Source organism: Streptomyces sp. NPDC033845 (genome assembly GCF_055576225.1).
Genome location: NZ_JBVIRI010000003.1, coordinates 464,325 through 487,744, shown reverse-complemented (window position 1 = coordinate 487,744; position 23,420 = coordinate 464,325). Strand labels below are relative to the sequence as shown.

The following is a 23,420-nucleotide window of genomic DNA, read 5'->3' as shown; positions in this document are numbered from 1 at the left end:
CATGGAGACGACGCGTCGGACGGCGCAGACGAACCAGCCGGCCCGGATCATGGGCGTGGACATCGGCGGCTCGGGGATCAAGGGCGCCCCGGTGGACCTCGTACGCGGGGAACTCGCCGAGGAACGCCACAAGGTCCTGACCCCGCACCCGGCCACCCCCGACGGGGTGGCCGACTGCGTGGCCGAGGTGGTCCGGCACTTCGAGTGGACCGGCCCGGTCGGCATCACCTTCCCCGGCGTGGTCACCGGCGGCATCACCCGTTCGGCCGCCAACGTCGACCCGGCCTGGGTGGACCTCGACGCCCGCGCCCTGCTCTCCGACCGGCTCGACGGCCTGCCGGTGACCGTGCTCAACGACGCGGACGCCGCCGGGGTCGCCGAGATGACCCACGGGGCCGGACGCGACCGCGCCGGCACCGTCATCCTGCTCACCCTCGGCACCGGCATCGGCAGCGCCCTCTTCACGGACGGCCGCCTCGTCGCCAACAGCGAGCTCGGCCATCTGGAACTGGACGGCCACGACGCGGAGCGGCGGGCCTCCATGAAGGCCAAGGAGGACCACGACCTCAGCTGGGAGCACTGGGCCAAGCGGCTCCGGAAGTACCTGGCCCACGTGGAGATGCTGTTCTCCCCGGACCTGTTCATCCTCGGCGGCGGCGTGAGCCGCAAGGCCGACAAGTTCCTCCCGCTGCTCGAAGGCATCCGAGCCGAGATCGTCCCGGCCGCCCTCCAGAACAACGCCGGCATCGTCGGCGCCGCCATGGCCGCCACCGACCACCCGAACCCGTAGCGGCGGCAGGCCGGGGGCACCGGGGCCGTACCCGCCCCGGCTCCGCCGGGCCGGCTTCAGCGCTCCTGGCCGGGCCCGGCGCTCCTGGCCGAGCCGGCGGCGGGGGCCCGCTGTGGCTCCGCCGACCCGCGCCGCCGGGCGACTGCCGGGCCACTCCTGCCCGTACGGGCCGGGGCGCTTCGGCTCCCCGTGACGGGACGGGTCGTACGGGACGGGGCCGCGTCGCTCGCCCCGGAGCACTCCGTGCCGCAGAGGGGCGGGGCCCGGGGAGCAGCCGGTGCGGGGCATAGGCGCCCAAGCGTCCAACAGGCGGTGCGGCGGCAGCCCTATGACCCCTGGCCTCGGGTGGCCCGTACGGCCTGGGCCGGCAGAGCCCGTACAGGTCCAGCCCGGCCGCAGGCGGTCAAGCGGCAGCCGGGCGGCAGATCCCGCCGGGGGCGAGCCGGGCCGCACGTCACCGAGAACGGGGGCGCGCGCCGGGCGCGGGGGCCGTACGGCGCCCCGGGCCTTCAAACGGCGCGGGCCCCGGCCGGGGCTAGGCCTGGGCGGGGAGGCGGCGGGCGGCCATCCGGCGGCGGTTGCTCAGCGCGGCCCGGCGGGCCAGCACGATCAGCGCGGCGACCAGCGTGCCCGCGTACAGCCAGCCGGCCTCCAGGGACAGCGCGCTGATCAACCCCATCAGCTGCCCGCCGAAACCTCCGGAGCCGCCCGCGATCGGCCAGACGCCCACCGCGAAGGCGATCGGCACCGACACCGGCGCGGTGATCAGATCGGCGGGCCGCACCCAGACCGCGGTGGCGGCGGCCACCGGCAGGAACAGCACCCCGTACGCGATCAGCGAGGAGCCGAACAGCAGCCAGGCGATCCCGCCGGCCAGCACCATGGCCGCGGAGGCGAACAGGCCGCCGCCGAGCCCGGTCAGCCGGGGCCGCGGCAGCCGCCGTACGGCCTTCCCGGCGCCGCCGGCCCGGACCGCGCGCACCGCGCGGGCGGCCCGTACCGCCTGGGCGGTCCCGGCCGGCCGTCCCGGCCGGTCCGGCCTCGCCCGCGCCACGGCCTTGGCCCCGGAACCCCCACCGGCGGGTCGCCGCTGGGCCGGGGGACGCTGCTGCTGCGCGGGGTGATGATCTGATCGCACCCTGTATCGCTCCACCCCCCGAGGCTAGGCGCCGCGACCCGGATCGGGGCCCCGGGACACGCGTAAACTGTCTGATGGCCCGTGCCCGGGCCGTACCCTCCAGCCAGCTACGGGAAGTCGCCAACGTGTCGCTCACGATCGGAATCGTCGGTCTGCCGAATGTCGGCAAGTCGACCCTGTTCAACGCCCTGACCAAGAACGACGTGCTGGCGGCCAACTACCCGTTCGCCACCATCGAGCCGAACGTCGGCGTGGTCGGCGTCCCGGACCCGCGGCTCGCCGTGCTGGCCGGCATCTTCGGCTCGCAGAAGGTCCTCCCGGCGACCGTCGACTTCGTCGACATCGCCGGCATCGTCCGCGGCGCCTCGGAGGGCGAGGGCCTCGGCAACAAGTTCCTCGCGAACATCCGCGAGTCGGACGCGATCTGCCAGGTCATCCGCGCCTTCAAGGACGAGAACGTCGTCCACGTCGACGGCAAGGTCTCGCCCAAGGACGACATCGAGACCATCAACACCGAGCTGATCCTCGCCGACCTCCAGTCCGTCGAGAAGGCGATCCCGCGCCTGACGAAGGAGTCCCGCCTCCAGAAGGACAAGGTGGCTGTGCTGGCCGCCGTCGAGGCCGCGCAGAAGATCCTCGAAGCGGGCGACACCCTCTTCTCCAAGGGCATCACCAAGGGCACCGAGCAGGGCGACCTCCTGCACGAACTGCACCTGCTCACCACCAAGCCCTTCCTCTACGTCTTCAACGTGGACGAGGACGAGCTGACCGACGAGGCCTTCAAGGCCGAGCAGAGCGCCCTGGTCGCCCCCGCCGAGGCGATCTTCCTGAACGCCAAGCTGGAGCAGGACCTGTCCGAGCTGGACGACGAGGAGGCCCTCGAACTCCTCCAGTCCGTCGGCCAGCAGGAGCCCGGTCTGGCCACCCTCGGCCGCGTCGGCTTCGACACCCTGGGCCTGCAGACCTACCTGACGGCCGGCCCCAAGGAAACCCGCGCCTGGACCATCAAGAAGGGCGCCACCGCCCCCGAGGCGGCCGGCGTGATCCACACCGACTTCCAGCGCGGCTTCATCAAGGCCGAGGTCATCTCCTTCGCCGACCTCGTCGAATGCGGCTCGGTCACCGAGGCCCGCGCCAAGGGCAAGGCCCGCATGGAGGGCAAGGACTACGTCATGCAGGACGGCGACGTCGTCGAGTTCCGCTTCAACGTCTGATCAGCGGTCAGCACCAAGGGGCCGGCTCCTCAGGGAGCCGGCCCCTTGGCGTTCCACCGGGCGAGTGTTCGCACCTGCTGTGCTCTCCGGTGGACGCTCGTCGGCTCCTCAAGGCAGCCCGCTCTCACTACTGAGGGCCCCGCCGGGTTTCAGCTGGTTCGGGGCGGGGTGAGCTGGTCGAGGTCGAGGGTGATCTCGAAGGGGACCGGGCGGCGGAGGGTGTTCCGGAAGATGCCGGCGGGGGCGTAGGCGCCGGTGGGTTCGTCGAGTTCGTAGACGTGGACGACGGGCGCCCCGTTCTCGTCCTCGACGCACCAGTAGTGCGGGATGCCGGCCTCCGCGTACTTGCGGAGCTTCACGGTGCGGTCGCGGTGGGCGGATTCGGGGGAGACGACCTCGACGACGAGCCGGACGTCCTCCGGTGCGAACCAGGTGCGGTCGCCGTCGAAATCGGCCGTCGTCACCAGCAGGTCCGGTTCGGGACGGTTGCGCGGGTCGAGCTTGATGGTCATTTCGCGGCCGACTCTGGTGTCGGCGGGCACCTGCTCCATGAGTGCGACGGTGAGCATGGTGACGAGGTGGCCGTGCCACCACCTCTGGGGCGACATCATGAAGACGAGGGCTCCGTCGATCAGCTCGGTGTGGCGGGGTGCCTCGGGGAGGCGGTCGAGGTCCTCCGCGAACCAGCCTTCCGCGCGGGGCGGGCGCATCCAGTCGGGCAGGGCGGTCATGGGTTCACGGTAGCGGGCCGCGGCCTCGGCCGGGGGGCGTCGTGGGCCCGGGGTCACAGGTTGTGGACCTGGGCGATGGTGAAGGTGGTGGGGGCGCCGGTGGAGGGGGTGAGGGGGCCGTCCTTGTCGAACTGGGAGCGGACCACCAGGGTGTGGCCGGCGGTGCGGGTGAGGGTGGTGGGGATCTGGAGGGCGGGGTCGGTCAGGGTGCGGGTGAGGCGGGCGCGGGTGCCGTCTTCGGAGAGCTGCCAGCGGGTCAGGGTGTTGGGGAGGTTCTGGGCCACCCGCAGGACGCCGCCGGGGGAGAGGTGCAGGCCGTCGGCCGCTTTGAGGTCGGGGGCGCCGGTCAGGGTGACGGGGCGGACGGCGCCGGACCGGAGGTCGATCCGGTGCAGGGTGCCGGTGGACATGTCCACGGTGAGCAGGAAGCGGCCGCGCGGGTCGGTGACTATGCCGTTGAGGGTGAGGGCGCCCTCGGGCAGGTGCGGGTCGTAGGCCGTGTGCAGGGGGCCGGTGCCGCGGGCGAGGTCGGCCGGGGTGACGCGGTAGACCACGCCGCGGAGGCTGTCCGTCAGGTAGGCGGTGCCGTCGGGGGCCAGGGTCAGGTCGTTGACGAAGAACGGGGCGGTACCCGGCACTTCGAAGTGGGCCAGCCGGCGGCCGGTGGTGGTGTCGTGGACGGCGACCCCGGTGGTGGAGTCGGTGACCCAGAGCCGGCCGTGGCCGTCGGCGAGGAGTCCGTTGGCGGTGTCCCGGCCGTCGGAGCCGGCGGGCAGGAAGACCTCGGCGGTACGGCGGCCCGGGCGGGCCCGGTAGACGGTGCCGTCCGCGTACGAGCCGACGTACACCGTGCCGGTGCGCGGATCGGTGGTGATGCCCTCGGGGTAGACCTTGGCGCCCGGCAGGGTGAAGGCCGTGGAGACGGCCGGGCGGGGTCCGGGCCCGGATCCGGCTGGGGACCCGGCCGCGGATGCGGGTGCGGGGGTGGCCTGGGATGTCGGGGTGGTCGGGAGGGTGGTGGCGGCTATGGCCGTCAGGATGATCGCGGCTGATTTCAGGTGTGCTCGCATGATGGTGCGCCCCCTTTTGTATGTGTGGGTATGAAGGTATGTTAGAGGTCTAATGATTGCAAGGGTCGTAGGATTCGGGGATGACCTCCATGCCCGTCGACGAGCGCATCGGCTCCCACATCAAGCGCGCCGAGCAGGCCCTGCTGGCCGCGAAGAACGCCGCGCTCAAGCCGTCAGAGGTAACGGTTCCGCAGTACGGCGCGCTGCTCTGGCTCGGTGAGAAGCCCGGGATCTCCGCGGCCGCGCTGGCCCGGTTGTGCGGGGTCACCCCGCCGACCATGAACACCGTGCTGAAGAACCTCCAGGAGCGGGGGCTGATCGAGCGCACCCCGCACGAATGGCACCGCAATGTGCTGGAGACCCGGCTCACCGAGGAGGGCCGGCGGGTGGTGGACACCGCGGACACCGCCGCCGTGCGGGTGGAGCGGGCGCTGGCCGCCGAGTTCACCGAGGAGGAGCGGGAGCGGCTGATCGCTCTGCTGGGCCGGTGTATCGACGTACTTGCCGCTGAGCCGCTGAGCCGCTGAGCCGCTGAGCCGGGGGCCGGGGGCCGGCGGGCGGGCCGGTGATCGGCGTGGCAGGGAACCCGGGCGGGCCGTTTCCCCTCTCTATGGTGTGTAAGGGGATCAATCGGTAACGGTCGGAGAGTTTCCGTGCAGCAAGACCCGCAGGGCGACACCACTCCCGCGCGCAGCAAGTCCCGCCGGCCCCGGCTGCTGCTGATCTGCGGCGCCCTCGTCCTGGCGCTCGCCGGCGGCGGCACCCTGGTCGCCGACCGTCTCGGGGTCTTCGACGGCATAGGGGAGCCGATGAGCTTCGGGCGGTCCGGCGGTGGTGCCGCGGACGGTTCGGGTGCGGCGGTGCGGGCCAGGCCGGGGGTGCGGCTGCCCACCGGGCCGGCCGCCGAGTTCGTCCGGCAGGCCCGGCTCCCGGACGGCACCGAGATCGGCCGGACCACCCTGCGGGGCGCCAAGTCCGGGTTCACCGGCGACGTGTGGGTGTGGGTGCCGAAGGAGTACCACGACCCGGCCTACGCCGGCAGCGGCTTCCCGGTGCTGATCTCGCTGCCCGGCGGTCGCGGCTATCCGACCAACTACTGGGGGACGGGCCCCGGGCTCGGCCTCCAGAAGGCGGTGAGCGAAGGGGCGGCGGCCGGCCGGAGCCTGCCCTTCATCCTGGTGATGCCGGTCATCAACGCGGACACCAGGCACCACTTCGACGGCTCCGACATCCCCGGACAGCCCAAGATGGGCACCTGGATGGCGGAGGACGTCCCGGATTTCGCCAGGGCCAACTTCCGCACCTTCACCTCCCGTGACGGCTGGGCCTTCATGGGCTCCTCCTCGGGTGGTTTCGGCGCCCTCAAACACGTCCTGAAGTACCCCGACCGCTTCAAGGCGGTCATCGCCAGCGGGGTGGACACGGCCCCCGACTCCCCGCTGTGGAAGGGGAACCGGGCGGCGATGGACGCGGACAACCCGGAGAAGCTCGCCCGGCGGCTGATCGCGGCCAAGGGGCCCGAGGTCTGGGTCGCCTTCCAGATCGGAACCCAGGAGACCGGCCGCGACATCGCCGAGAAGTTCATCAGGAACTACGGGAAGGGGCCCGTGCACACCCGGCTCCAGGTGATCCAGGATGGTGGTCACAACGGAAGGTCGTACGTCCGGGGCATGAGGGAGGGTTCGCTGGAGTGGATCAGCAAGGTGCTGCGCGCGCCCACCCCCGACCCGGCGGCGGACTCCCGCCGGACCCGGACCCAGGCCCGGGACGCCGCCGAAGCCCGGTGAGCCCGCTCGCCAAGGGCATATCCGCCACCGCGGCGGTGCTGGCGGTGCTCGCCGTCGCCCTGCTCGGACTGCCCGGCGGCCGGCCGGCCGAGGCCGACGTCCCCGCCGAGGCCCATCCGTTCCCCACCGTCGGGGTGCTGATGGCCGACGGCGAGCACTGGTGCACCGCCAGCGTGGTGGACAGCCCCCGGGGGAACGTGGTCGCCACCGCCGCGCACTGCGTGGCCCCGGAGGGCAAGGACGGCGAGCCCGGCGAGGTCGCCCACGACGGGCTGGCCATCGGAACCCTGTCCTTCGCCCCCGCCTTCTCCGGCGAGGGCAGCGGGCGGCAGCCGCTGGGCCGGTGGAAGGTGACCGGCATCCAGGTGGACGACCGCTGGAGCAGGTGGGGCGAGGACACCGCCGACTACGCCTTCCTCACCGTGGCCCCCGACGAGCAGGGGCGCAGCCTCCAGGAGGTGGTGGGCGGGAAGGCGCCCGCGCCCGACTGGCACTCCGGGTACGAGCGCGAGGTCACCGTGGTCGGCTATCCGGAGGAGCAGCGCAACCCGGAGAACGAACCGGTGGCCTGCACCACCCGGACCGCCCACGACGAGGAGGACCCGGACATGCTGTACATCTCCTGCGCCGGGTTCTGGACCGGCACCAGCGGCAGCCCCTGGGTCGCGGACCGGGGCGGGCCCGGCCGGCCGGGCCGGCTGATCGGGGTGCTCAGCGGCGGTGACACCGACGTGGACTCCACGGCGGCCCTGTTCGACGACCGGGCCAAGGCCCTCTACGACCGCGCCGCCCGCGGCTGACCTTCGGGCCGCGGCTGCGCCTCGGGTTCCGGGAGCCCGCCGTCCGGCCGTTTGCGGCGTTCGGTGGAGACGATCACCCCGACCGCCGCCACCACGATCCCGCCGCCCGCCAGTACCGGCCAGGACAGCGCCTCGTCCAGGACCAGGGTGCCGAGCAGCACGGCCACCACCGGGTTGACGTAGGCGTACGTGGCCACCAGCGACAGCGGTGCCGACTGCAGCAGCCAGGCGTACGCGGTGAACCCGACCACCGAGCCCACCAGGGCCAGCGCGGCCAGCGCAACCCAGGAGCGGGCCGAGATCGCGGCCGGGTCCAGGCCCCGCTGCTCGCCCCGGGCCAGTCCGACCAGTACGGCCGCGGCGCCGCCCGCGAGCATCTCGTAGGCGCTGGCGGTGAACGGGTTGGCGGGCATCGGCAGCTTCGAGGCGGAGAAGGAGCCCACCGACCAGGACGCGCTCGCCGCCAGGACCAGCAGCACCCCGGACAGTCGGACCGTCCCGGTGATCCCGGGGACGGTCAGGACCGCCAGCCCGGCCATGCCCAGCAGCACTCCCGCCAGGGTGCGGGCCGGCGGCCGGTCCCCGCCGGCGGTGCGCAGCAGCACCACCCACATGGGGACCGCGGCGATCAGCAGGGCGGCCAGTCCCGAGGGCACCGAGGTCTCGGCGAGCACCACCAGCCCGTTGCCGCCCAGGATCAGCAGCAGGCCGACCAGCACGGCCGAGCGCAGCTGGGCACCGGTGACCCGCAGGGCCGCCGGGCCCTGCCGCCAGCCCACCAGGGCGGTCAGCAGCAGCCCGGCGGCGAGGAAGCGGACGCCGGCGGAGAGGAACGGCGGCATGGTCTCCACCACGATGCGGATGCCGAGGTAGGTGGAGCCCCAGACCAGGTAGACGACGGCCAGGGCGGCCCAGACGGCCCCCGTCGCGCCGCGGCCGCGGACCTGGTCGCCGTACCCGGTGGTGTTCGTCGTGGACATGACCCGGATCCTAGGGTGGTTGCGCCATACAGGCTTCCGGGTTTCTCAGCCCTTGAGCAGGGCGTTGATCTCGCCGTAGGGGAGCGAGCCGGCCAGCGGGCCGTAGCCGCCCTCCGCCGCCAGCTGCTCGGCCGCCCGCCGCACCAGCGCGTACGCCGCCTCGGCGACCCAGGAGCCCAGGCTCACCCGTGCCGCGCCCAGCCGCCCCAGTTCGGCGACCGCGGGGGCGCCCGGGCCGGCCAGGACGTTCAGCGGGGCGGCGACGCCCTTGGCGAGCTCGGTCACGGCGCCGGGCTCGTGCACCCCGGGCACGAAGATCCCGCTGGCCCCGGCCTCCAGATAGCGGGCGGCCCGGGTGAGGGTCTCGTCCAGACGGGCGGAGCCGTCCTCGCCCCAGCCGCGGAGATGGGTGTCGATGCGGGCGTTGATGTAGAGGGGGACCCCGGCGCGGTCGGCGGCCGCCCGGGCCGCGGCCAGCCGCTCGGCGAACTCGGCGGGGGAGCGGGAGCCGTCCTCGATGTTGATGCCCACCGCGCCGGCGGCCAGCACCCCGGCGACCGTCTCCGCGACCTCCTCCGGACCGGCCCCGAAGCCGCCCTCGATATCGGCGGTCACGGGGACGGACACGGCGGACACCACCCGGGCGATCAGGTCCAGCGCCCGGTCCCGGGCCAGCTGGTCGCCGTCCGCCGCGCCCAGCGACCAGGCCACCCCGGCACTGGTGGTGGCGATGGCGGGGGCGCCGGTGGCCGCGACGATCCGGGCGCCGGCCACGTCCCAGACGTTGGCGAGGGCGAGCGGGGCGGCGGGGGTGTGCAGGGCGCCGAAGGCCCGGGCGCGTCCGGCGAGTTCGGCGGATCCGGCGAGTTCGGCGGATCCGGTGGTTCCGGTGGGCTGGGCGGGTGCGGGGTTCTCGGTCATGGGGGCAGTCCATCAGAGGAGCCGGGCCGGAGTCCGGCGGATTTCCGACGCGTACCGTCCCGTCGCGGACCCGCCGGTGCCCTCCGGAGGCTCGCGCTCACGAAAAATGCACAACTCGGTACGGGGCGGGGTCCGCCGGGGCCGGGCGGCCCCGGCCGGTGCCGGGGTGGCGGGAATCCGCCCCCGCTCCGGCGGGCCGGAGCGGATCCCTCCGCGGGCCGTGTCCCGCGGGGTTCGCTGAGCGTGTCCGGGAGGGCCGGTCCACCGGGTCCGGCACGGCTTGGCCGGATCCGGATCTGGGCAGCGGGGCCGTGCTGTGTACCGGCCCTTTGCCTTTTCATGGCTGTTGTGTGGCACGGATGTTACGCATCCGTTGTCCCCTTGTGGTTCGACCTGATGGTGGGTCAACCTCTTGGAGGCGACCGCCCCCGGCGATGATCGATTGTCATGGGCATGTCGCTAAACCCCCCGCAGCGCACCACCTATGAGGAGGACCCCTCACATGTCGATGCGTCATCACCGCAGGAAGATCGCCGGGCTCAGCGCGACGGCAGCCGTCGCCCTCGTGCTCGGTGCGGCCTCGGCCCTCCCGGCCTCGGCCTCCGGCGGTTCCGCCGCAGAGGGCACCATCGTGAACGCCGGAGCGGCCGGCACGATCGCCGACAGCTACATCGTGATCCTGAAGGACTCCGCCGCCCGGTCCACGCTCGCCAGCGGCAAGTCCGTGGCCGAGCGGCACGGCGCGAAGATCGACAAGGTCTACCGCGCGGCCCTCAACGGCTACTCGATCAAGGCCTCCGAGGCGCAGGCGAAGAAGATAGCCGCCGACCCGGCCGTGGCCTCCGTCGTGCAGAACCGGACGTTCACCGTCAGCGCCACGCAGCCCAACCCGCCGTCCTGGGGCCTGGACCGGATCGACCAGGCGTCGCTCCCGCTCAACCAGAGCTACACCTACCCGGACAAGGCCGGCGAGGGCGTCACCGCGTACGTCATCGACACCGGTGTGCGCATCTCGCACAGCGACTTCGGCGGCCGGGCCTTCAACGGCTACGACGCCATCGACAACGACAACGTCGCCCAGGACGGCCACGGCCACGGCACGCACGTGGCCGGCACCGTCGGCGGCACCGCGTACGGCGTGGCCAAGAAGGCCAAGATCGTCGGCGTCCGGGTGCTCAACAACCAGGGGTCGGGCACCACCGCCCAGGTGGTCGCGGGCATCGACTGGGTGACCGCGAACGCGGTCAAGCCGGCCGTCGCCAACATGTCGCTGGGCGGCGGCGCGGACACCGCGCTGGACACCGCCGTCCGCAACTCGATCGCCTCCGGCGTCACCTACGCCGTCGCGGCCGGCAACGAGAACACCAACGCCAACACCAAGTCCCCGGCCCGCGTCGCCGAGGCCATCACGGTCGGTGCGACCACCAACACGGACGCCCGCGCCAGCTACTCCAACTACGGCGCGATCCTGGACCTCTTCGCCCCGGGCTCCAGCATCGTCTCGGCGTGGAACACCAACGACACCGCCACCAACAACATCTCCGGCACCTCGATGGCCTCCCCGCACGTGGCCGGCGCGGCCGCCGTCTACCTGTCGCAGAACCCGTCCAGCACCCCGGCGCAGGTCAGCGCCGCGCTGGTGAGCGCCGCCACCCCGAACGTGGTGACCAGCCCCGGAACCGGCTCCCCCAACCTGCTGCTCCGGATCGGCTCCGGCGGCACCAACCCGCCCACCGGCCCGAAGTTCGAGAACGCGGCGGACTACGCGATCGCGGACAACTCCACGGTGGAGTCCCCGGTCACCGTGAGCGGGGTCGCGGGCAACGCCCCGGCCACCCTCAAGGTCGGCGTGGACATCAAGCACACCTACATCGGTGACCTGATCGTCGACCTGATCGCCCCCGACGGCTCGGTCTACAACCTGCACAACCGGACCGGCGGCAGCGCCGACAACATCATCCAGACCTACACGGTCAACGCCTCCAGCGAGGTCGCCAACGGCACCTGGAAGCTGCGGGTCAGGGACGCGGCCAGCGCCGACATCGGCAAGATCGACGTCTGGTCCCTCCAGTTCTGACCGACCGAGTGACCGAATGAGTCAGTGAGTCGGTGACTCACGGCGGGGGCGACCGATCCACGGTCGCCCCCGTTCCGTGCGTTCCGTGCGTTCCGTGCGTTCCGGGGTGTGCGGGGACACGCTGTGAGGAAAGGCGTGACCCTGGGTAAGGGGTTTGAGTGACCTCGCTTCATCACATCGAGTGAAACTCTGGCCCTTGCTTGCGAGGTACAACCGTCGGTTGCCAGGCTGTAGCTGTCTGTCAACCTGATGGGAGTGGCGAGTGACTTTCGGTGAGCAGCCGGCCTACCTGCGCGTTGCCGGGGACCTGCGGCGGAAGATCGTCGACGGGTCCCTGCCCCCGCACGCCCGGCTGCCCTCGCAGGCGAGGATCCGGGAGGAGTACGGGGTGTCCGACACCGTGGCCCTGGAGGCCCGCAAGGTCCTGATGGCCGAGGGTCTGGTCGAGGGACGCTCCGGTTCCGGGACCTATGTGCGCGAGCAGCCCGTGCCGCGCCGGGTGTCCAGATCCGGCTACCGCACCTCCACCGGCTCCACCCCCTTCCGCCAGGAGCAGGCCGAGGCGGGGGTGCGCGGCACCTGGGACTCCAGCAGCGAGCAGACCGGGGCCCCGGGCGAGATCGCCGAGCGGCTGGGCATCGCCGCCGGCGACCGTGTGATGCGCACCAGGTACGTGTTCCGCGAGGCGGGCGAGCCCATGATGCTCTCCACCTCCTGGGAGCCGCTCGCGGTGACCGGGCGCACCCCGGTGATGCTTCCCGAGGAGGGGCCGCTCGGCGGCTGTGGGGTGGTGGACCGGATGGCCGCCATCGACGTGGTGGTGGACAACGTGATCGAGGAGGTCGGCGCCCGCCCGGGGCTGGCCGAGGAGATCATGTCGCTCGGTGGGGTCCCCGGCCATGTGGTGCTGGTGATCGGGCGGACCTACTTCGCCTCCGGCCGGGCCGTGGAGACGGCCGACGTGGTCATCCCGGCCGACCGGTACCGCCTCTCGTACCACCTCCCGGTCCGCTAGGTCCGCCCGGTGGCAGGACGGGGGGTGTGACGGTGGTATCCGGAGGCCGAGATTCTTGATCATTTTTGGCCGGGTCTGATCTAGCCTGCCCCCATGGTCTTCAAACGTCTGCTGGGCAAGGGCGGCATACCGCTCGAAGTGAACACGATCGTGCAGTCCGAGCCGGCCCGTCCCGGGGGCCTCCTCACCGGTGAGGTGGTGGTCCGGGCCCCGGAGCGGGCGACCGAGGTGAGCGGCATCAACCTGGTGCTCCTCTACAACCCGCCGCAGGTCCGCAAGGGCGGCGGCGAGGGGGTCAAGGGGGACACGCTCAGCCACCCCTACGCCCAGGGCGGGTACTTCACCCTCGCCAAGGGCGAGGAGCGGCGGGTGCCCTTCGAGCACCGGCTGCGCTGGGAGACCCCGGTGTCCGAGACCCGGGGCCGGAGCCTCGCCGGCACCGACCTGTTCCTGACCACGCGCGTGGACATCGCGGGGGACGAGGACCCCCGGGACTTCGACCCGGTGCGCGTCACCACCCTTCCGCTGCACGAGGCGGTCCTCGACGGGTTCGCCGCCGCCGGGTACGACTGCGAGCGCGCCGTGGTCCGCAAGGAGCACGTCCCCGAGGTCGAATGGCACCACTACCTCCACCAGACCCTCCTGCTCACCGGTCCCCGGTCGCTGGAACTGACCTTCCACACCAATGCCGTCGGCAGCGAGATCTTCCTCCGCGAAGCCGGCCGGCCCGGTCAGGACTGGGGCAAGAGGCCGCCGGCCCTGCGCTTCGTCGCCGCCCACCACGACCTCGGCCGAGTGGAGTTCGGCGAGGAGGTCCGGCGCTGGACCGACGGTCTCGACGCCCTCGGCGGGGCGCGGAGCTGATCCAACTCCGGTCGTTCCGGGCGCCGTTCGCGCCGGAGTGCGCGGCCCGCTCGTACGCATGGCCGGATGCGTACGCCCCGGAGGTACCTCTTCGTGAAAACACGTATCCGCTGAGTGAAGGTCGGGCGTAAGCTCAGGCATATGCGCAATGCGGTTTCCCGGGCGGGTACGACGGCGGAGGATGAAGCGCGATGAGCGACAGCGGTGCCCTGCTCGCGTGGCTGGTCATACGGCAGGACGACAACGGCAACCGCTACCGGGTGGGCCGTTACGCCACCCGGGCCGAGGCCCAGCAGGTCGTCGACAGCCTCGACGACCGGGGACACAAGCAGCTCTACTGGGTCGAGCGGACCGGACAGACCGCCACCGCGAACTGAAAAGGAGCACGGTGCGGCCGTGCCATAGGCTCCGCCCATGACTGAACGCGTGGTCGTGGGCGGAGCCCTTTGCCGTGACGGGCGCCTGCTGGCCGCCCGCCGCAGTGCCCCGCCGGAGCTGGCGGGCCGCTGGGAGCTGCCCGGCGGCAAGGCCGAACCCGGTGAGAGCGGACCCGAGGCGCTCGTGCGCGAACTGCGCGAGGAGCTCGGAGTGGAGACCGAACCGCTGGAGCGGATCCCGGGGGAGTGGCCGCTGCGGCCCGGACTGGTGCTGCACGTGTGGACCGCCCGGCTGCTGTCCGGGGAACCGGAGCCGCTGGAGGACCACGACGAGCTCCGCTGGCTCGCCCCGGCGGAACTGGACTCGGTGGACTGGCTCGACCAGGACCGCCCGGCCGTCGCCGAGCTGGGCCGCCGGCTCCGCACCGCGTCCGGGGGCGCGTGAGGGGCGCGCTCTAGGCCGTACGTGCCACAGTGCGCCGGTGCGGGGGGCTTGGGGCGGTACGGAGGCCCGATATCGGGTATGTCGTTATTAATCCCTATCTCGTCCCTGAAGAACCGCACTGGGGTCCGCTGCCGGCCCGGGAAGTGATCGGCGTGATCGAGACAGACGGTGACTGCGCCGAATGGGCCTTTCCCGCCGAGCCGGGGGCCGTCCGCACGGCCCGACACGCGGTTCTCGGCACACTTCGGGCCTGGGGCCTCGACCCCCTCTGCGATGTGACCGTCCTGCTGGTCAGCGAGCTGGTCACCAACTCCCTGCGCTACGCCTCGGGCCCCATCGGGGTCCGGTTGGTCCGTCGGGATCCGGCCACCGAAGTATCGTCGGGGCGTCCGGCCCTTCTCGTGGAGGTTTCCGACCCGCTTCCGGATCCGCCCCGCGCGCGGACCGCCGCCCCCGACGACGAGGGGGGCCGCGGCCTGCACCTGGTGGCGGTCTCGGCGCAGCGGTGGGGTACCCGTCACGGGAAGACGGGCAAGACAGTGTGGTTCGAGTTGGCTCTTCCTGGTGAGTAACAAGGGGAAGGACGGCAAGGCGTCCCTCCCGGACAGACCCCGGGAGACATCGCACGAGGTTGGCTGAAACCGAACGAGACCTTGCTGTGATCGTGAACGCCGTGCGAGCCGTGCCCGTGGTGCTGAATACTTCGGTCATGGCCGGTCCGGTTGCGGTGAGCTGGAGGGGACGGTCGCGTGAGCGAGATACCTGCGCAGGCACATCAGGCCCGAGTGCCCCGGGAGGATTGGCATGACTCCTTGTGGCACAGCAGTCCGCCTGGCTCGATGTACGACTACATCAAGATCGCGTCCTTCTCGATCGGACCCGACGGGCTGGTGGACCAATGGAGCCTGCGCGCCGAGGAACTGTTCGGCCTGACCGCCGCACAGGTGGTGGGCCGTGACCCGGTGGACGCCTTCATGCCGCCCGAGCTGCGCGCGGACGGGCACCGCAAGGTGGCCGAAATACTCGACGGCAAGGAGTGGACGGGGCTGATCCCGTTCCGCGTCCCGGGCGGCGGGAACGGCGCCCACGGCGTGGCCGAGATCTATGTGATGCCCACCCAGACCGAGACCGCCGAGCGGGCCGCCCTCTGTGTGGTCGTCGACGTCCGGGCACTGCGCCGGATCGAATCCGATCTGGCCGCCTCACAGGCGATATTCGGTCAATCCCCCTTCGGGTTCCTGCTCTTCGGTACGGACCTCACCGTGCAGCGCGCCAACAGCCGATTCGCCACCGTCTTCGGCGGAGCCGTCGAGGACCACCGCGGCCGCACCGTGCACGACTACCTGCCCGCCCGCGAGGCCGACCGGATGACCGGCGCGCTCCGCCGGGTCCTGGACACCGGGGAGTCCGTCACCGACCTCCAGATCAGCGGGGCCGCCCCCGGCAGCCGCGAGAAGCGCCACTGGTCCATCAACCTCTACCGGGTGCACGGCGGCAGCGGCCGCCCCATCGGCATCGCCGGCATCGGCACCGACGTCACCCGCCGCCACCTCGCCGCCCGCGAGGCCGCCGGGGTCCGCCGCAACCTGGCCCTGCTCAACGAGGCCGGCCACCGCATCGGGAACTCCCTCGACCTGGAGACCACCGCCCGCGAACTCCTCGACGTCACCGTCCCCGGCTTCTGCGACCTCGCCTCCGTCGACCTCTACCAGGGACTCCTGCTCGGCGACGACGACCGCCCCGCCCGCCCGCAGGGCCCCGGCGTGCCCTCCCTCCCCGGCAGCGGCGCGGGCCGCGCCCCCTCCGCCCCGCTGCGCCGGGTCGCCTTCGCCAGCGCCGTCTCCGACGCCCCGCTGTCCGGCCCGCCCATCGCCGTCGGCGAAACCCACCGCTACCCGGCCGCCTCACCCGTCGCCCTCGCCCTGCGCACCGCCCGCCCCCGGCTGATCGGCGGCGGCGGACCCGAGGAACTCGTCCAGTCCACCCTGGTGGTCCCGCTGGTCGCCCACGACACCGTCGTCGGACTCGCCCAGTTCTCCCGGACCAAGGGCAGCGAACCCTTCGGCGAACGCGACCGGGCCGTCGCCGTCGAACTCGCCGCCCGGGCCGCCGTCTGCATCGACAACGCCCGCCTCTACCGCCGCGAGCACGAACGCGCCCTCATCCTCCAGCGCAGCCTGCTGCCCCCCGGCGACCCCGAGGCGGCCGGCCTGGACATCGCCTGCCGCTACCTCCCCGGCAACGCCGCCACCGAGGTCGGCGGCGACTGGTTCGACGTCATCGAACTCCCCGGCCACCGCACCGCCCTCGTCGTCGGCGACGTCATGGGCCGCGGCCTGCGCGCCGCCGTCGCCATGGGCGAACTCCGCACCGCCGTCCGCACCCTGGCCCTCCTCGACCTGGAACCGGCCGAAGTGCTCTCCGCCCTCGACGAGGTCGCCCGCGGCCTCGGCGCGCCCGGCGGCAGCCAGCAGGCCTCCCGGGCCGCCCTCCAGTCCCGCGACGCCGACCTCTCCGAGGTCTACCTCGCCACCTGCGTCTACGCCGTCTACGACCCGGTCACCCGGCGCTGCACCATCGCCAACGCCGGACACATGCCGCCCGTCCTGGTGGAACCCGGCGAACCCGGCACCGAACCCCGCCCGGGCCTGCTCCTGGAGGTACCGCCCGGCATGCCGCTCGGCGTCGGCGGCGAACCCTTCGAACAGGTGGACGTGGACCTCCCCGAGGGCGCCCTGCTCGCCCTCTACACGGACGGGCTGGTCGAATCCCGCGACCAGGCCCTCGAAGAGGGGCTGCGCGGACTGCGCGACGCCCTCGCCGACCCGGTCCGCCCCCTGGAGGACGTCTGCGACCACGTCCTCGCCACCCTCGACACCCGGCACGGCGAGGACGACATCGCCCTCCTGATGGCCCGGGTCCAGGGCCTGCCGCCCGACGCGGTCGGCGACTGGCAGCTCCCCAGGGAGGCCCGCTCGGTCGGCCGGGCCCGCGAACTGGCCCGCACCAAACTCCCCGCCTGGGGACTGGAGGGACTCCTCGACACCACCGAACTCCTGGTCAGCGAACTGGTGACCAACGCGCTCCGGTACGGCGAGGGGGAGATCAGGCTCCGGCTGCTGCTCGACCGGACCCTGGTCTGCGAGGTCTGGGACGCCAACCTGGTCCAGCCGCGCCGCCGCCGCGCCCGGGACACCGACGAGGGCGGCCGCGGCCTCCAGCTCGTCGGCCTGCTCTCGGCCGGCTGGGGAACCCGCCGCACCCACCGCGGCAAGACGGTCTGGTTCGAACTCCCGCTGCCGGGGGCCGTCGCCGAACCCGTCACCGAACTGTCCGCGGAGCAGCTCCTCAACATGTACGGCTGACCGGCCCGGACGGCTGACCGGCCCGGGGGCGGGACCACCCGCCCCCGCGGCCACGGACTAGGAGGCCGTCCCCGACTTCAGGGCGGCCAGCCGCGCCTCGATCTCCGCGTCCTTGCCCAGGTCGTCCAGCGCCTCGAACTGCGCGTCCAGCGAGGAGGCCGCCAGCTCCTGCTTGCCCAGCGCCCGGGCCTCCTCCCGCCGCACCTTGTCCTCGAAGCGGCTCAGCTCGCTCGTCGGATCCAGCACGTCGATGTTCTTCACCGCGTCCATCATGGTGTTCTGGGCCGCCGCGGTCTTCGACCGCGCCACCAGCTCGTCCCGCTTCGCCTGGAGCTCGGTCAGCTTGTTCCGCATCGAGTCCAGCCCGCTCTTGAGCTTGTCCACCACCTCGGTCTGCGCCGAGATCGTCGGCTCGGCGGTCTTCGCCTCCTTCTCCGACTGCATCTGCCGGCCCAGCGCCACCTTCGCCAGCCCGTCGAACTTGTCCGCGTCCGCCGCCGAACCGGCCGCCCTCAGCTCATCGGCCTTCCGGCTGGCGGCCAGCGCCTTGTCGCCCCACTCGGCCGCCGCCCCGATGTCCTCCGCATGGTCCTGCTCCAGCAGCCGCAGGTTCCCGATGGTGGTCGCCACCGCCTGCTCCGCCTCGGAGATGTTGTTGGTGTAGTCGCGGATCAGCTGGTCCAGCATCTTCTGCGGGTCCTCCGCCTGGTCCAGCAACGCGTTGATGTTGGCCTTGGCGAGCTGGGTGACCCGGCCGAGGATGCTCTGCTTGCTCATGCGCTCTGTCTCCTTGTGAGATCACGATCGGTCAGAAACGGCCGCCGCCGCCCATCCGGCCACGGGTGCCACCGCCCCCGAAGGAGCCGGGCCCGCCGCCGAAGCCCCCGCCCCCGCCGCCCCCGCCGCCCCCGCCGCCCCCGCCGAAGCCGCCGCCGCCCCCGCCGCCGAAGCCGCCGCCCCGGCTCCGGCCGCCGCCGAGGATCTCGCCGAGGATGATCCCGCCCAGCACCGCCCCGCCCATCCCGCCCCCGCGCCGGTCCGCCCCGTACGGGTTCCGGTAGCCGCCGACGTCCTGCTCGGCCAGCCGCTGGGCCTCCCGTGCCAGCGCGTCCGCCCGCTGCGCCTCCGCCAGCGCCCCCGAGGCGTCCGTGGCGGCCAGCGCCGCCGAACGCTCCAGATGCCGCTGCGCCTCCGCCAGCCGGGTGCGGGCCGTGCTCCCCACCGCGCCCCGGCTGGTGGTGATGTAGTCGGCGGCCGCCCCGATCGCGCTGCGCGCCCCGAGCACCGCCTGGTCCAGCAGGGACCGGGCCCGCTGGTTGCCCGCCTCCCGCTCCCGGGCCCCGGCCAGCGCCTCGTCCAGGGCCGCGTCGGCCTCCTCCACCCGGCGCAGCGCGTCGATCGGGTCGTACCGTCCGGCCTCCCGCTCCCGGCGGACCTCCGCCAGTACGGCCTCGGCCCGGCCGATCCGGCCCCGCAGGTCCGCCGTGGACACCCCCTCCGAGGTGCCCGTCAGCAGGCCCCGGGCATCCGCCAGATCGGTGTCCGTCTCGCTCAGCGCCCCGTCCAGCTTTCCCGCGGCCTCCGCCAGCTCCTTGGCCCGCCGCTCCACCGCGTCCACCAGGGTGCCGGCCTGGTCCACCGCGCCCTCGGCGGCCCGGACGTGCACCGCCGCCCGGCCGTTGTCCGCCGCGGCCACCGCGGTGCGCGCCTCCGCCAGACTGGTGCCGGCGAACAGCAGCCGGTCCTTGGCCTGGTCCGCGTTGGAGGCCACCGGGGCGGCCGCAGATACGGCGTAGGTCCGGCCCAGCGCGGTCAGCGTGGCCTCCGCGGTGGCGGTCCGGCCGGACAGCGCACCGAACCGGGCCTCCACCGCCGCCAGCGCCTGCGGGGCGTTCTTCTCCAGGGCCCTCAGCCGGTCGAAACCGGCCGACTCGGCGTCCAGCCGGCGGTTCGCCTCGGTGCACCGGGCCACGATCTCGTCCAGCATCCGCCGTCGGGTGGCGTCGTCCTCGGGGTAGGCGTCGTCCAGCTGCTGGCGCAGCCGGAAGGCGTGCGTCAGCTCGTCCTTGGCGTGCGCCAGGGCCTCCTGGAAGGGGGCCACGGCCTCGTCCCCGAACTGGGCCGTGGCGAAACCCAGCTCCTCGGTGCTGGTGCGGATCGCGTCGTCGGTCTCCACCAGCAGGGCCTTGGCCCGGGAGTCCAGTTCGGGCAGCGGCAGCCCGCCGGCCGCCCGGTCGCCCCAGCCGGCCGGGGCCTTCCCGCCGCCGGAGCCGCCCGCGCCGCCCGGGCCGCCGGAGCCGCCCTTGCGCCGCCGGCTGCGGGTGTACGCGTACGCCCCGAGCGCGCCGGCCGCTCCGACCGCGACCACCGGGAGGACGAAGTCCCCGGCCCCGCTCACCCCGCCGCCCGAACCGCCGGGGTCGGCCGGGCCCGGGGTGACGGCGGGCACCGGCACCGGCTGCCCGGAGAGCACCGCGCCGTAGCCGTTCGCCGCGCCGATCGCGGCGCCCGCCCAGTCGTTCTCGCGCAGGGCCGGCTCGATCGCGGTCCGGGCGACGTCCGCCAGCTGCTCCTTGGTGAAGCCGGAGTCCAGGTCCGCCGAATAGGCGTACTGCCGGTCCCCGGTGGCCACGGCCAGCAGCAGGTCGTTCTGGCCCAGCCCGTTGCGCTCGGCCGTGGCGTCGGCCCAGCTCTGGGCGGACCGTCCGGAGAAGTCGCGGACGTACGCCACGAACAGCTGCACCCGGTGGTCGGCGTACAGCTTGTCCAGGGCGGCGGTGACGGCGGGCCTGCGGTCGCCGAGGGCCCCCACCCGGTCGGTGATCTGCCCCTGCCGGTCCAGGGTGACGGGATCCTCGGCCGCGGCCGGCGGCGCCGCCCATGCCAGCCAGACCGCGCACGCCAGCAGGGCGGCGGCCAGGGCGAGCAGGCGGTGCGGGGCGCGAAGGGGCAGATCACTGACCGGGTCGGGGGCGCGTCTCTTCGGCGGAGTCACATTTCGGAGGGTATGGGCGGATCTGGGCTGTCGCACCCGGACGGTCGCCCCCGGACGGCCGGCCCCGGACGGGCGCCCCGGACAGTCCCCGGCACCCGGGGCCACCGTCCGCCCCGGTGCCGGGAGGTCCGCCCTCCCGGCACCGGGCCCGGCACCCTCAGGGCTTGCGGCGGCCGATCTTCGAGCCCAGCCAGACCAGCGGGTCGTACTTGCGGTCCACCGCCCGCTCCTTCAGCGGGATCAGGGCGTTGTCGGTGATCTTGATCCCCTCGGGGCAGACCTCCGTGCAGCACTTGGTGATGTTGCAGTAGCCCAGCCCGTGCTCCTCCTGGGCCGTCCGCTTGCGGTCCAGGCCCTCCTCGGCGGCCGCGTCGAGCGGGTGCATGTCCAGTTCGGCGACCCGCATCAGGAAGCGGGGACCGGCGAAGGCCGGCTTGTTCTCCTCGTGGTCACGCACCACATGGCAGGTGTCCTGGCACAGGAAGCACTCGATGCACTTCCGGAACTCCTGCGAGCGGTCCACGTCCACCTGCTGCATCCGGTACTCGCCCGCCGCCACGCCCTGCGGCGGGACGAAGGCCGGCACCTCGCGGGCCTTGGCGTAGTTGAAGGACACATCGGTGACCAGGTCGCGGATCACCGGGAACGCCCGGAGCGGGGTGACCGTGATCAGCTCGTCGCGGGAGAAGGTCGACATCCGGGTCATGCACATCAGCCGCGGCCGCCCGTTCACCTCCGCACTGCACGAACCGCACTTCCCGGCCTTGCAGTTCCAGCGGACCGCCAGGTCCGAGGCCTGGGTGGCCTGGAGCCGGTGCACGATGTCGAGGACCACCTCGCCCTCGTGCACCTCCACGGTGAAGTCCCGCAGCTCCCCGCCCTCCGCGTCGCCCCGCCAGATCCGGAAGCGGGCTTCGTAACCGGTACCAGTCGCAGTCACTCGTACAGCTCCTCTTCGGCGAGGTACTTGACCAGCTCTTCCTTCTCGAAGAGCGCCAGCAGGTCGGGGCGGATGGGTTCGGTCCGGGTGCGGACCAGCCGGATCCGGTCGGCCGCCGGGTCGGCGGGGGGCGGCAGCACGGGCCGGCAGACCAGGTTCACCGGGCGCCAGTCCCGCTCCATGGACGGGCAGTCCTCGCGGGTGTGGCCGCCGCGGGACTCGGTGCGCTCCAGCGCCGCCCGGGCCACGCACTCGCTGACCAGCAGCATGTTCCGCAGGTCCAGGGCCAGGTGCCAGCCCGGGTTGAACTGGCGGTGGCCCTCCACCCCGGCCCTGGCGGCCCGCACCCGCAGGGCCCGCAGCCGGCCGAGGGCCTGCTGCATCTCGCCCTCCCGGCGGATGATCCCGACCAGGTCGTTCATGCTCTGCTGGAGCTCCTGGTGCAGGGTGTACGGGTTCTCCGCGCCCTCCTCGGCGTGGAACGGGGCCAGCGCCTCGGCGGCGGCCTCGTCGATCTGCTCCTGGGAGACCGCCGGACGGCCGCCGTCCCCGGCGGTGTGCCCGGCCGCGTGCTCGGCGGCGTGCAGTCCGGCGCGCCGGCCGAAGACCAGGAGGTCGGAGAGGGAGTTCCCGCCCAGCCGGTTGGAGCCGTGCATCCCGCCGGCGACCTCACCGGCCGCGAAGAGGCCCGGCACCCCGACGGTGGCCGCGGTGTCGGAGTCCACCGCGATGCCGCCCATCACGTAGTGGCAGGTCGGGCCGACCTCCATGGGCTCCGCGGTGATGTCCACGTCCGCCAGCTCCTTGAACTGGTGGTACATGGACGGCAGCCGGCGCTTGATCCGCTCGGCCGGCATCCGGGTGGACACGTCCAGGAACACCCCGCCGTGCGGGGAGCCGCGGCCGGCCTTGACCTCGGAGTTGATGGCCCGGGCCACCTCGTCGCGGGGGAGCAGCTCGGGGGGCCGCCGGTTGTTGTCCGGGTCCTCGTACCAGCGGTCGCCCTCGGCCTCCGTCTCGGCGTACTTCTCCTTGAAGACGTCCGGGACGTAGTCGAACATGAACCGCTTGCCCTCGCTGTTGCGGAGCACCCCGCCGTCGCCGCGGACCGACTCGGTGACCAGGATGCCCTTCACCGAGGGGGGCCAGACCATCCCGGTGGGGTGGAACTGGACGAACTCCATGTTGAGCAGCGGCGCTCCGGCGAGCAGGGCCAGGGCGTGGCCGTCGCCGGTGTACTCCCAGGAGTTGGAGGTGGTCTTGAAGGACTTGCCGATGCCGCCGGTGGCGAGGACCACGGCGGGGGCCTCCAGCACGAAGAAGCGGCCGGACTCGCGTTCGTAGCAGAAGGTGCCGGAGACCTGGTCCCCGTCCTTCAGGACGCGGGTGACGGTGCACTCCTGGAAGACCTTCAGGTGCGACTCGTAGTCCCCGGTCTCCTTGAAGTCCTGCTGCTGGAGCTGGACGATCTTCTGCTGGAGGGTGCGGATCAGCTCCAGGCCGGTGCGGTCGCCGACGTGCGCCAGCCGGGGGTACTCGTGGCCGCCGAAGTTCCGCTGGGAGATCCGGCCGTCCGGGGTGCGGTCGAAGAGGGCGCCCCAGGTCTCCAGCTCCCAGACCCGGTCGGGGGCCTCCTTGGCGTGCAGCTCGGCCATCCGCCACTGGTTGAGGAACTTCCCGCCGCGCATCGTGTCGCGGAAGTGCACCTGCCAGTTGTCGCCGCCGTTGACGTTGCCCATGGAGGCGGCGATGCCGCCCTCGGCCATCACGGTGTGGGCCTTGCCGAACAGGGATTTGCAGATCACGGCGGTGCGGGCGCCGCGCTCGCGGGCCTCGATCGCGGCCCGCAGGCCGGCGCCGCCCGCGCCGACCACGACCACGTCCCACTGCTGCCGGTCGACTTGAGCCATG

The 23,420-nt window shown here is 73.0% G+C and carries 21 protein-coding genes; 12 read left to right on the top strand and 9 right to left on the bottom strand.

Features of this window, described 5'->3' with window-relative positions; translation table 11 throughout:
* Position 1 precedes the first annotated feature (1 nt).
* A complete protein-coding gene (ppgK, locus tag ACZ50K_RS09260; RefSeq protein ID WP_468899547.1) occupies positions 2 to 790 on the top strand; it encodes a polyphosphate--glucose phosphotransferase in 789 nt (262 codons plus the stop codon).
* A gap of 535 nt (positions 791 to 1,325) precedes the next feature.
* On the opposite strand, the gene ACZ50K_RS09255 is transcribed toward ppgK, so the two are convergent.
* A complete protein-coding gene (locus ACZ50K_RS09255) occupies positions 1,326 to 1,928 on the bottom strand; it encodes a DUF6542 domain-containing protein (protein ID WP_468899544.1) in 603 nt (200 codons plus the stop codon).
* A gap of 125 nt (positions 1,929 to 2,053) precedes the next feature.
* Between ACZ50K_RS09255 and ychF the strand changes: the two genes are divergently transcribed.
* The gene (gene ychF, locus ACZ50K_RS09250) at positions 2,054 to 3,142 is read left to right on the top strand and encodes a redox-regulated ATPase YchF (RefSeq protein ID WP_468899541.1); all 1,089 of its coding nucleotides are present in this window, start codon (positions 2,054 to 2,056) and stop codon (positions 3,140 to 3,142) included.
* A 149-nt stretch (positions 3,143 to 3,291) separates the two neighbouring features.
* Here the strand turns inward: ychF and ACZ50K_RS09245 are convergent, their stop codons facing one another.
* Positions 3,292 to 3,873, bottom strand: a complete 582-nt coding sequence (locus tag ACZ50K_RS09245) for a Uma2 family endonuclease (RefSeq protein WP_468899539.1) — start codon at positions 3,871 to 3,873, stop codon at positions 3,292 to 3,294.
* A gap of 53 nt (positions 3,874 to 3,926) precedes the next feature.
* Entirely contained in the window at positions 3,927 to 4,943 is a 1,017-nt protein-coding gene (locus tag ACZ50K_RS09240; RefSeq protein WP_468899536.1) for an SMP-30/gluconolactonase/LRE family protein, read from the bottom strand.
* An 80-nt stretch (positions 4,944 to 5,023) separates the two neighbouring features.
* On the opposite strand from ACZ50K_RS09240, the gene ACZ50K_RS09235 reads away from it, so the two are divergent.
* The 3 genes from ACZ50K_RS09235 to ACZ50K_RS09225 all read left to right on the top strand — a co-directional run bounded on the left by ACZ50K_RS09235 (position 5,024) and on the right by ACZ50K_RS09225 (position 7,530).
* Positions 5,024 to 5,470 (top strand): MarR family winged helix-turn-helix transcriptional regulator, encoded by a 447-nt coding sequence (locus ACZ50K_RS09235; protein ID WP_468899535.1) that lies wholly within the window; start codon positions 5,024 to 5,026, stop codon positions 5,468 to 5,470.
* A gap of 126 nt (positions 5,471 to 5,596) precedes the next feature.
* A complete protein-coding gene (locus tag ACZ50K_RS09230; protein ID WP_468899532.1) occupies positions 5,597 to 6,730 on the top strand; it encodes an alpha/beta hydrolase in 1,134 nt (377 codons plus the stop codon).
* Positions 6,727 to 7,530 carry a trypsin-like serine peptidase gene (locus tag ACZ50K_RS09225; RefSeq protein ID WP_468899529.1) on the top strand — a complete coding sequence of 268 codons (804 nt, stop codon included), beginning with the start codon at positions 6,727 to 6,729 and terminating at the stop codon, positions 7,528 to 7,530. The genes ACZ50K_RS09230 and ACZ50K_RS09225 overlap by 4 nt, the downstream gene beginning before the upstream one ends.
* Here ACZ50K_RS09225 and ACZ50K_RS09220 read toward each other — a convergent pair.
* Positions 7,506 to 8,510, bottom strand: coding sequence for an EamA family transporter (locus ACZ50K_RS09220; protein WP_468899527.1), 1,005 nt, complete (start codon positions 8,508 to 8,510; stop codon positions 7,506 to 7,508). The two genes, ACZ50K_RS09225 and ACZ50K_RS09220, sit on opposite strands and share 25 nt — an antisense overlap.
* Positions 8,511 to 8,555: 45 nt before the next feature.
* The gene (locus ACZ50K_RS09215) at positions 8,556 to 9,431 is read right to left on the bottom strand and encodes an isocitrate lyase/PEP mutase family protein (RefSeq protein ID WP_468899524.1); all 876 of its coding nucleotides are present in this window, start codon (positions 9,429 to 9,431) and stop codon (positions 8,556 to 8,558) included.
* A gap of 502 nt (positions 9,432 to 9,933) precedes the next feature.
* Between ACZ50K_RS09215 and ACZ50K_RS09210 the strand changes: the two genes are divergently transcribed.
* The 7 genes from ACZ50K_RS09210 to ACZ50K_RS09180 all read left to right on the top strand — a co-directional run bounded on the left by ACZ50K_RS09210 (position 9,934) and on the right by ACZ50K_RS09180 (position 17,574).
* Positions 9,934 to 11,508, top strand: coding sequence for a S8 family peptidase (locus ACZ50K_RS09210; RefSeq protein WP_468899521.1), 1,575 nt, complete (start codon positions 9,934 to 9,936; stop codon positions 11,506 to 11,508).
* A gap of 262 nt (positions 11,509 to 11,770) precedes the next feature.
* Positions 11,771 to 12,523 (top strand): GntR family transcriptional regulator, encoded by a 753-nt coding sequence (locus tag ACZ50K_RS09205; RefSeq protein ID WP_468899519.1) that lies wholly within the window; start codon positions 11,771 to 11,773, stop codon positions 12,521 to 12,523.
* 93 nt (positions 12,524 to 12,616) lie between these two features.
* Positions 12,617 to 13,387, top strand: a complete 771-nt coding sequence (locus tag ACZ50K_RS09200; RefSeq protein WP_468899517.1) for a sporulation protein — start codon at positions 12,617 to 12,619, stop codon at positions 13,385 to 13,387.
* A gap of 191 nt (positions 13,388 to 13,578) precedes the next feature.
* Positions 13,579 to 13,764 (top strand): SPOR domain-containing protein, encoded by a 186-nt coding sequence (locus tag ACZ50K_RS09195; protein WP_468899514.1) that lies wholly within the window; start codon positions 13,579 to 13,581, stop codon positions 13,762 to 13,764.
* Positions 13,765 to 13,801: 37 nt separating this feature from the next.
* Complete coding sequence (locus ACZ50K_RS09190; protein WP_468899513.1) at positions 13,802 to 14,209, top strand: (deoxy)nucleoside triphosphate pyrophosphohydrolase; 408 nt, start codon at positions 13,802 to 13,804, stop codon at positions 14,207 to 14,209.
* A 143-nt stretch (positions 14,210 to 14,352) separates the two neighbouring features.
* Positions 14,353 to 14,781, top strand: a complete 429-nt coding sequence (locus tag ACZ50K_RS09185; RefSeq protein WP_468899510.1) for an ATP-binding protein — start codon at positions 14,353 to 14,355, stop codon at positions 14,779 to 14,781.
* A 240-nt stretch (positions 14,782 to 15,021) separates the two neighbouring features.
* Positions 15,022 to 17,574, top strand: a complete 2,553-nt coding sequence (locus ACZ50K_RS09180) for a SpoIIE family protein phosphatase (protein WP_468899507.1) — start codon at positions 15,022 to 15,024, stop codon at positions 17,572 to 17,574.
* A 57-nt stretch (positions 17,575 to 17,631) separates the two neighbouring features.
* Here the strand turns inward: ACZ50K_RS09180 and ACZ50K_RS09175 are convergent, their stop codons facing one another.
* The 4 genes from ACZ50K_RS09175 to ACZ50K_RS09160 form a co-directional block, all read right to left on the bottom strand.
* Positions 17,632 to 18,351, bottom strand: a complete 720-nt coding sequence (locus ACZ50K_RS09175; protein ID WP_468899505.1) for a PspA/IM30 family protein — start codon at positions 18,349 to 18,351, stop codon at positions 17,632 to 17,634.
* A 31-nt stretch (positions 18,352 to 18,382) separates the two neighbouring features.
* The gene (locus tag ACZ50K_RS09170) at positions 18,383 to 20,503 is read right to left on the bottom strand and encodes a TPM domain-containing protein (protein WP_468899917.1); all 2,121 of its coding nucleotides are present in this window, start codon (positions 20,501 to 20,503) and stop codon (positions 18,383 to 18,385) included.
* 223 nt (positions 20,504 to 20,726) lie between these two features.
* A complete protein-coding gene (locus ACZ50K_RS09165; protein ID WP_468899502.1) occupies positions 20,727 to 21,509 on the bottom strand; it encodes a succinate dehydrogenase/fumarate reductase iron-sulfur subunit in 783 nt (260 codons plus the stop codon).
* Complete coding sequence (locus tag ACZ50K_RS09160; RefSeq protein ID WP_468899499.1) at positions 21,506 to 23,419, bottom strand: fumarate reductase/succinate dehydrogenase flavoprotein subunit; 1,914 nt, start codon at positions 23,417 to 23,419, stop codon at positions 21,506 to 21,508. Before ACZ50K_RS09160 ends, ACZ50K_RS09165 begins: the two co-directional genes overlap by 4 nt.
* Between the last annotated feature and the right edge of the window lies 1 nt (position 23,420).

Bases quoted from the DNA above. Each gene is read 5' to 3' on its own strand.
- ACZ50K_RS09215 (WP_468899524.1), bottom strand. From the start codon at position 9,431: ATGACCGAGAACCCCGCACCCGCCCAGCCCACCGGAACCACCGGATCC.
- ACZ50K_RS09210 (WP_468899521.1), top strand. From the start codon at position 9,934: ATGTCGATGCGTCATCACCGCAGGAAGATCGCCGGGCTCAGCGCGACG.
- ACZ50K_RS09190 (WP_468899513.1), top strand. From the start codon at position 13,802: ATGACTGAACGCGTGGTCGTGGGCGGAGCCCTTTGCCGTGACGGGCGC.
- ACZ50K_RS09245 (WP_468899539.1), bottom strand. From the start codon at position 3,873: ATGACCGCCCTGCCCGACTGGATGCGCCCGCCCCGCGCGGAAGGCTGG.
- ACZ50K_RS09175 (WP_468899505.1), bottom strand. From the start codon at position 18,351: ATGAGCAAGCAGAGCATCCTCGGCCGGGTCACCCAGCTCGCCAAGGCC.
- ACZ50K_RS09195 (WP_468899514.1), top strand. From the start codon at position 13,579: ATGAGCGACAGCGGTGCCCTGCTCGCGTGGCTGGTCATACGGCAGGAC.
- ACZ50K_RS09240 (WP_468899536.1), bottom strand. From the start codon at position 4,943: ATGCGAGCACACCTGAAATCAGCCGCGATCATCCTGACGGCCATAGCC.
- ppgK (WP_468899547.1), top strand. From the start codon at position 2: ATGGAGACGACGCGTCGGACGGCGCAGACGAACCAGCCGGCCCGGATC.
- ACZ50K_RS09220 (WP_468899527.1), bottom strand. From the start codon at position 8,510: ATGTCCACGACGAACACCACCGGGTACGGCGACCAGGTCCGCGGCCGC.
- ACZ50K_RS09200 (WP_468899517.1), top strand. From the start codon at position 12,617: ATGGTCTTCAAACGTCTGCTGGGCAAGGGCGGCATACCGCTCGAAGTG.
- ACZ50K_RS09160 (WP_468899499.1), bottom strand. From the start codon at position 23,419: ATGGCTCAAGTCGACCGGCAGCAGTGGGACGTGGTCGTGGTCGGCGCG.
- ACZ50K_RS09235 (WP_468899535.1), top strand. From the start codon at position 5,024: ATGACCTCCATGCCCGTCGACGAGCGCATCGGCTCCCACATCAAGCGC.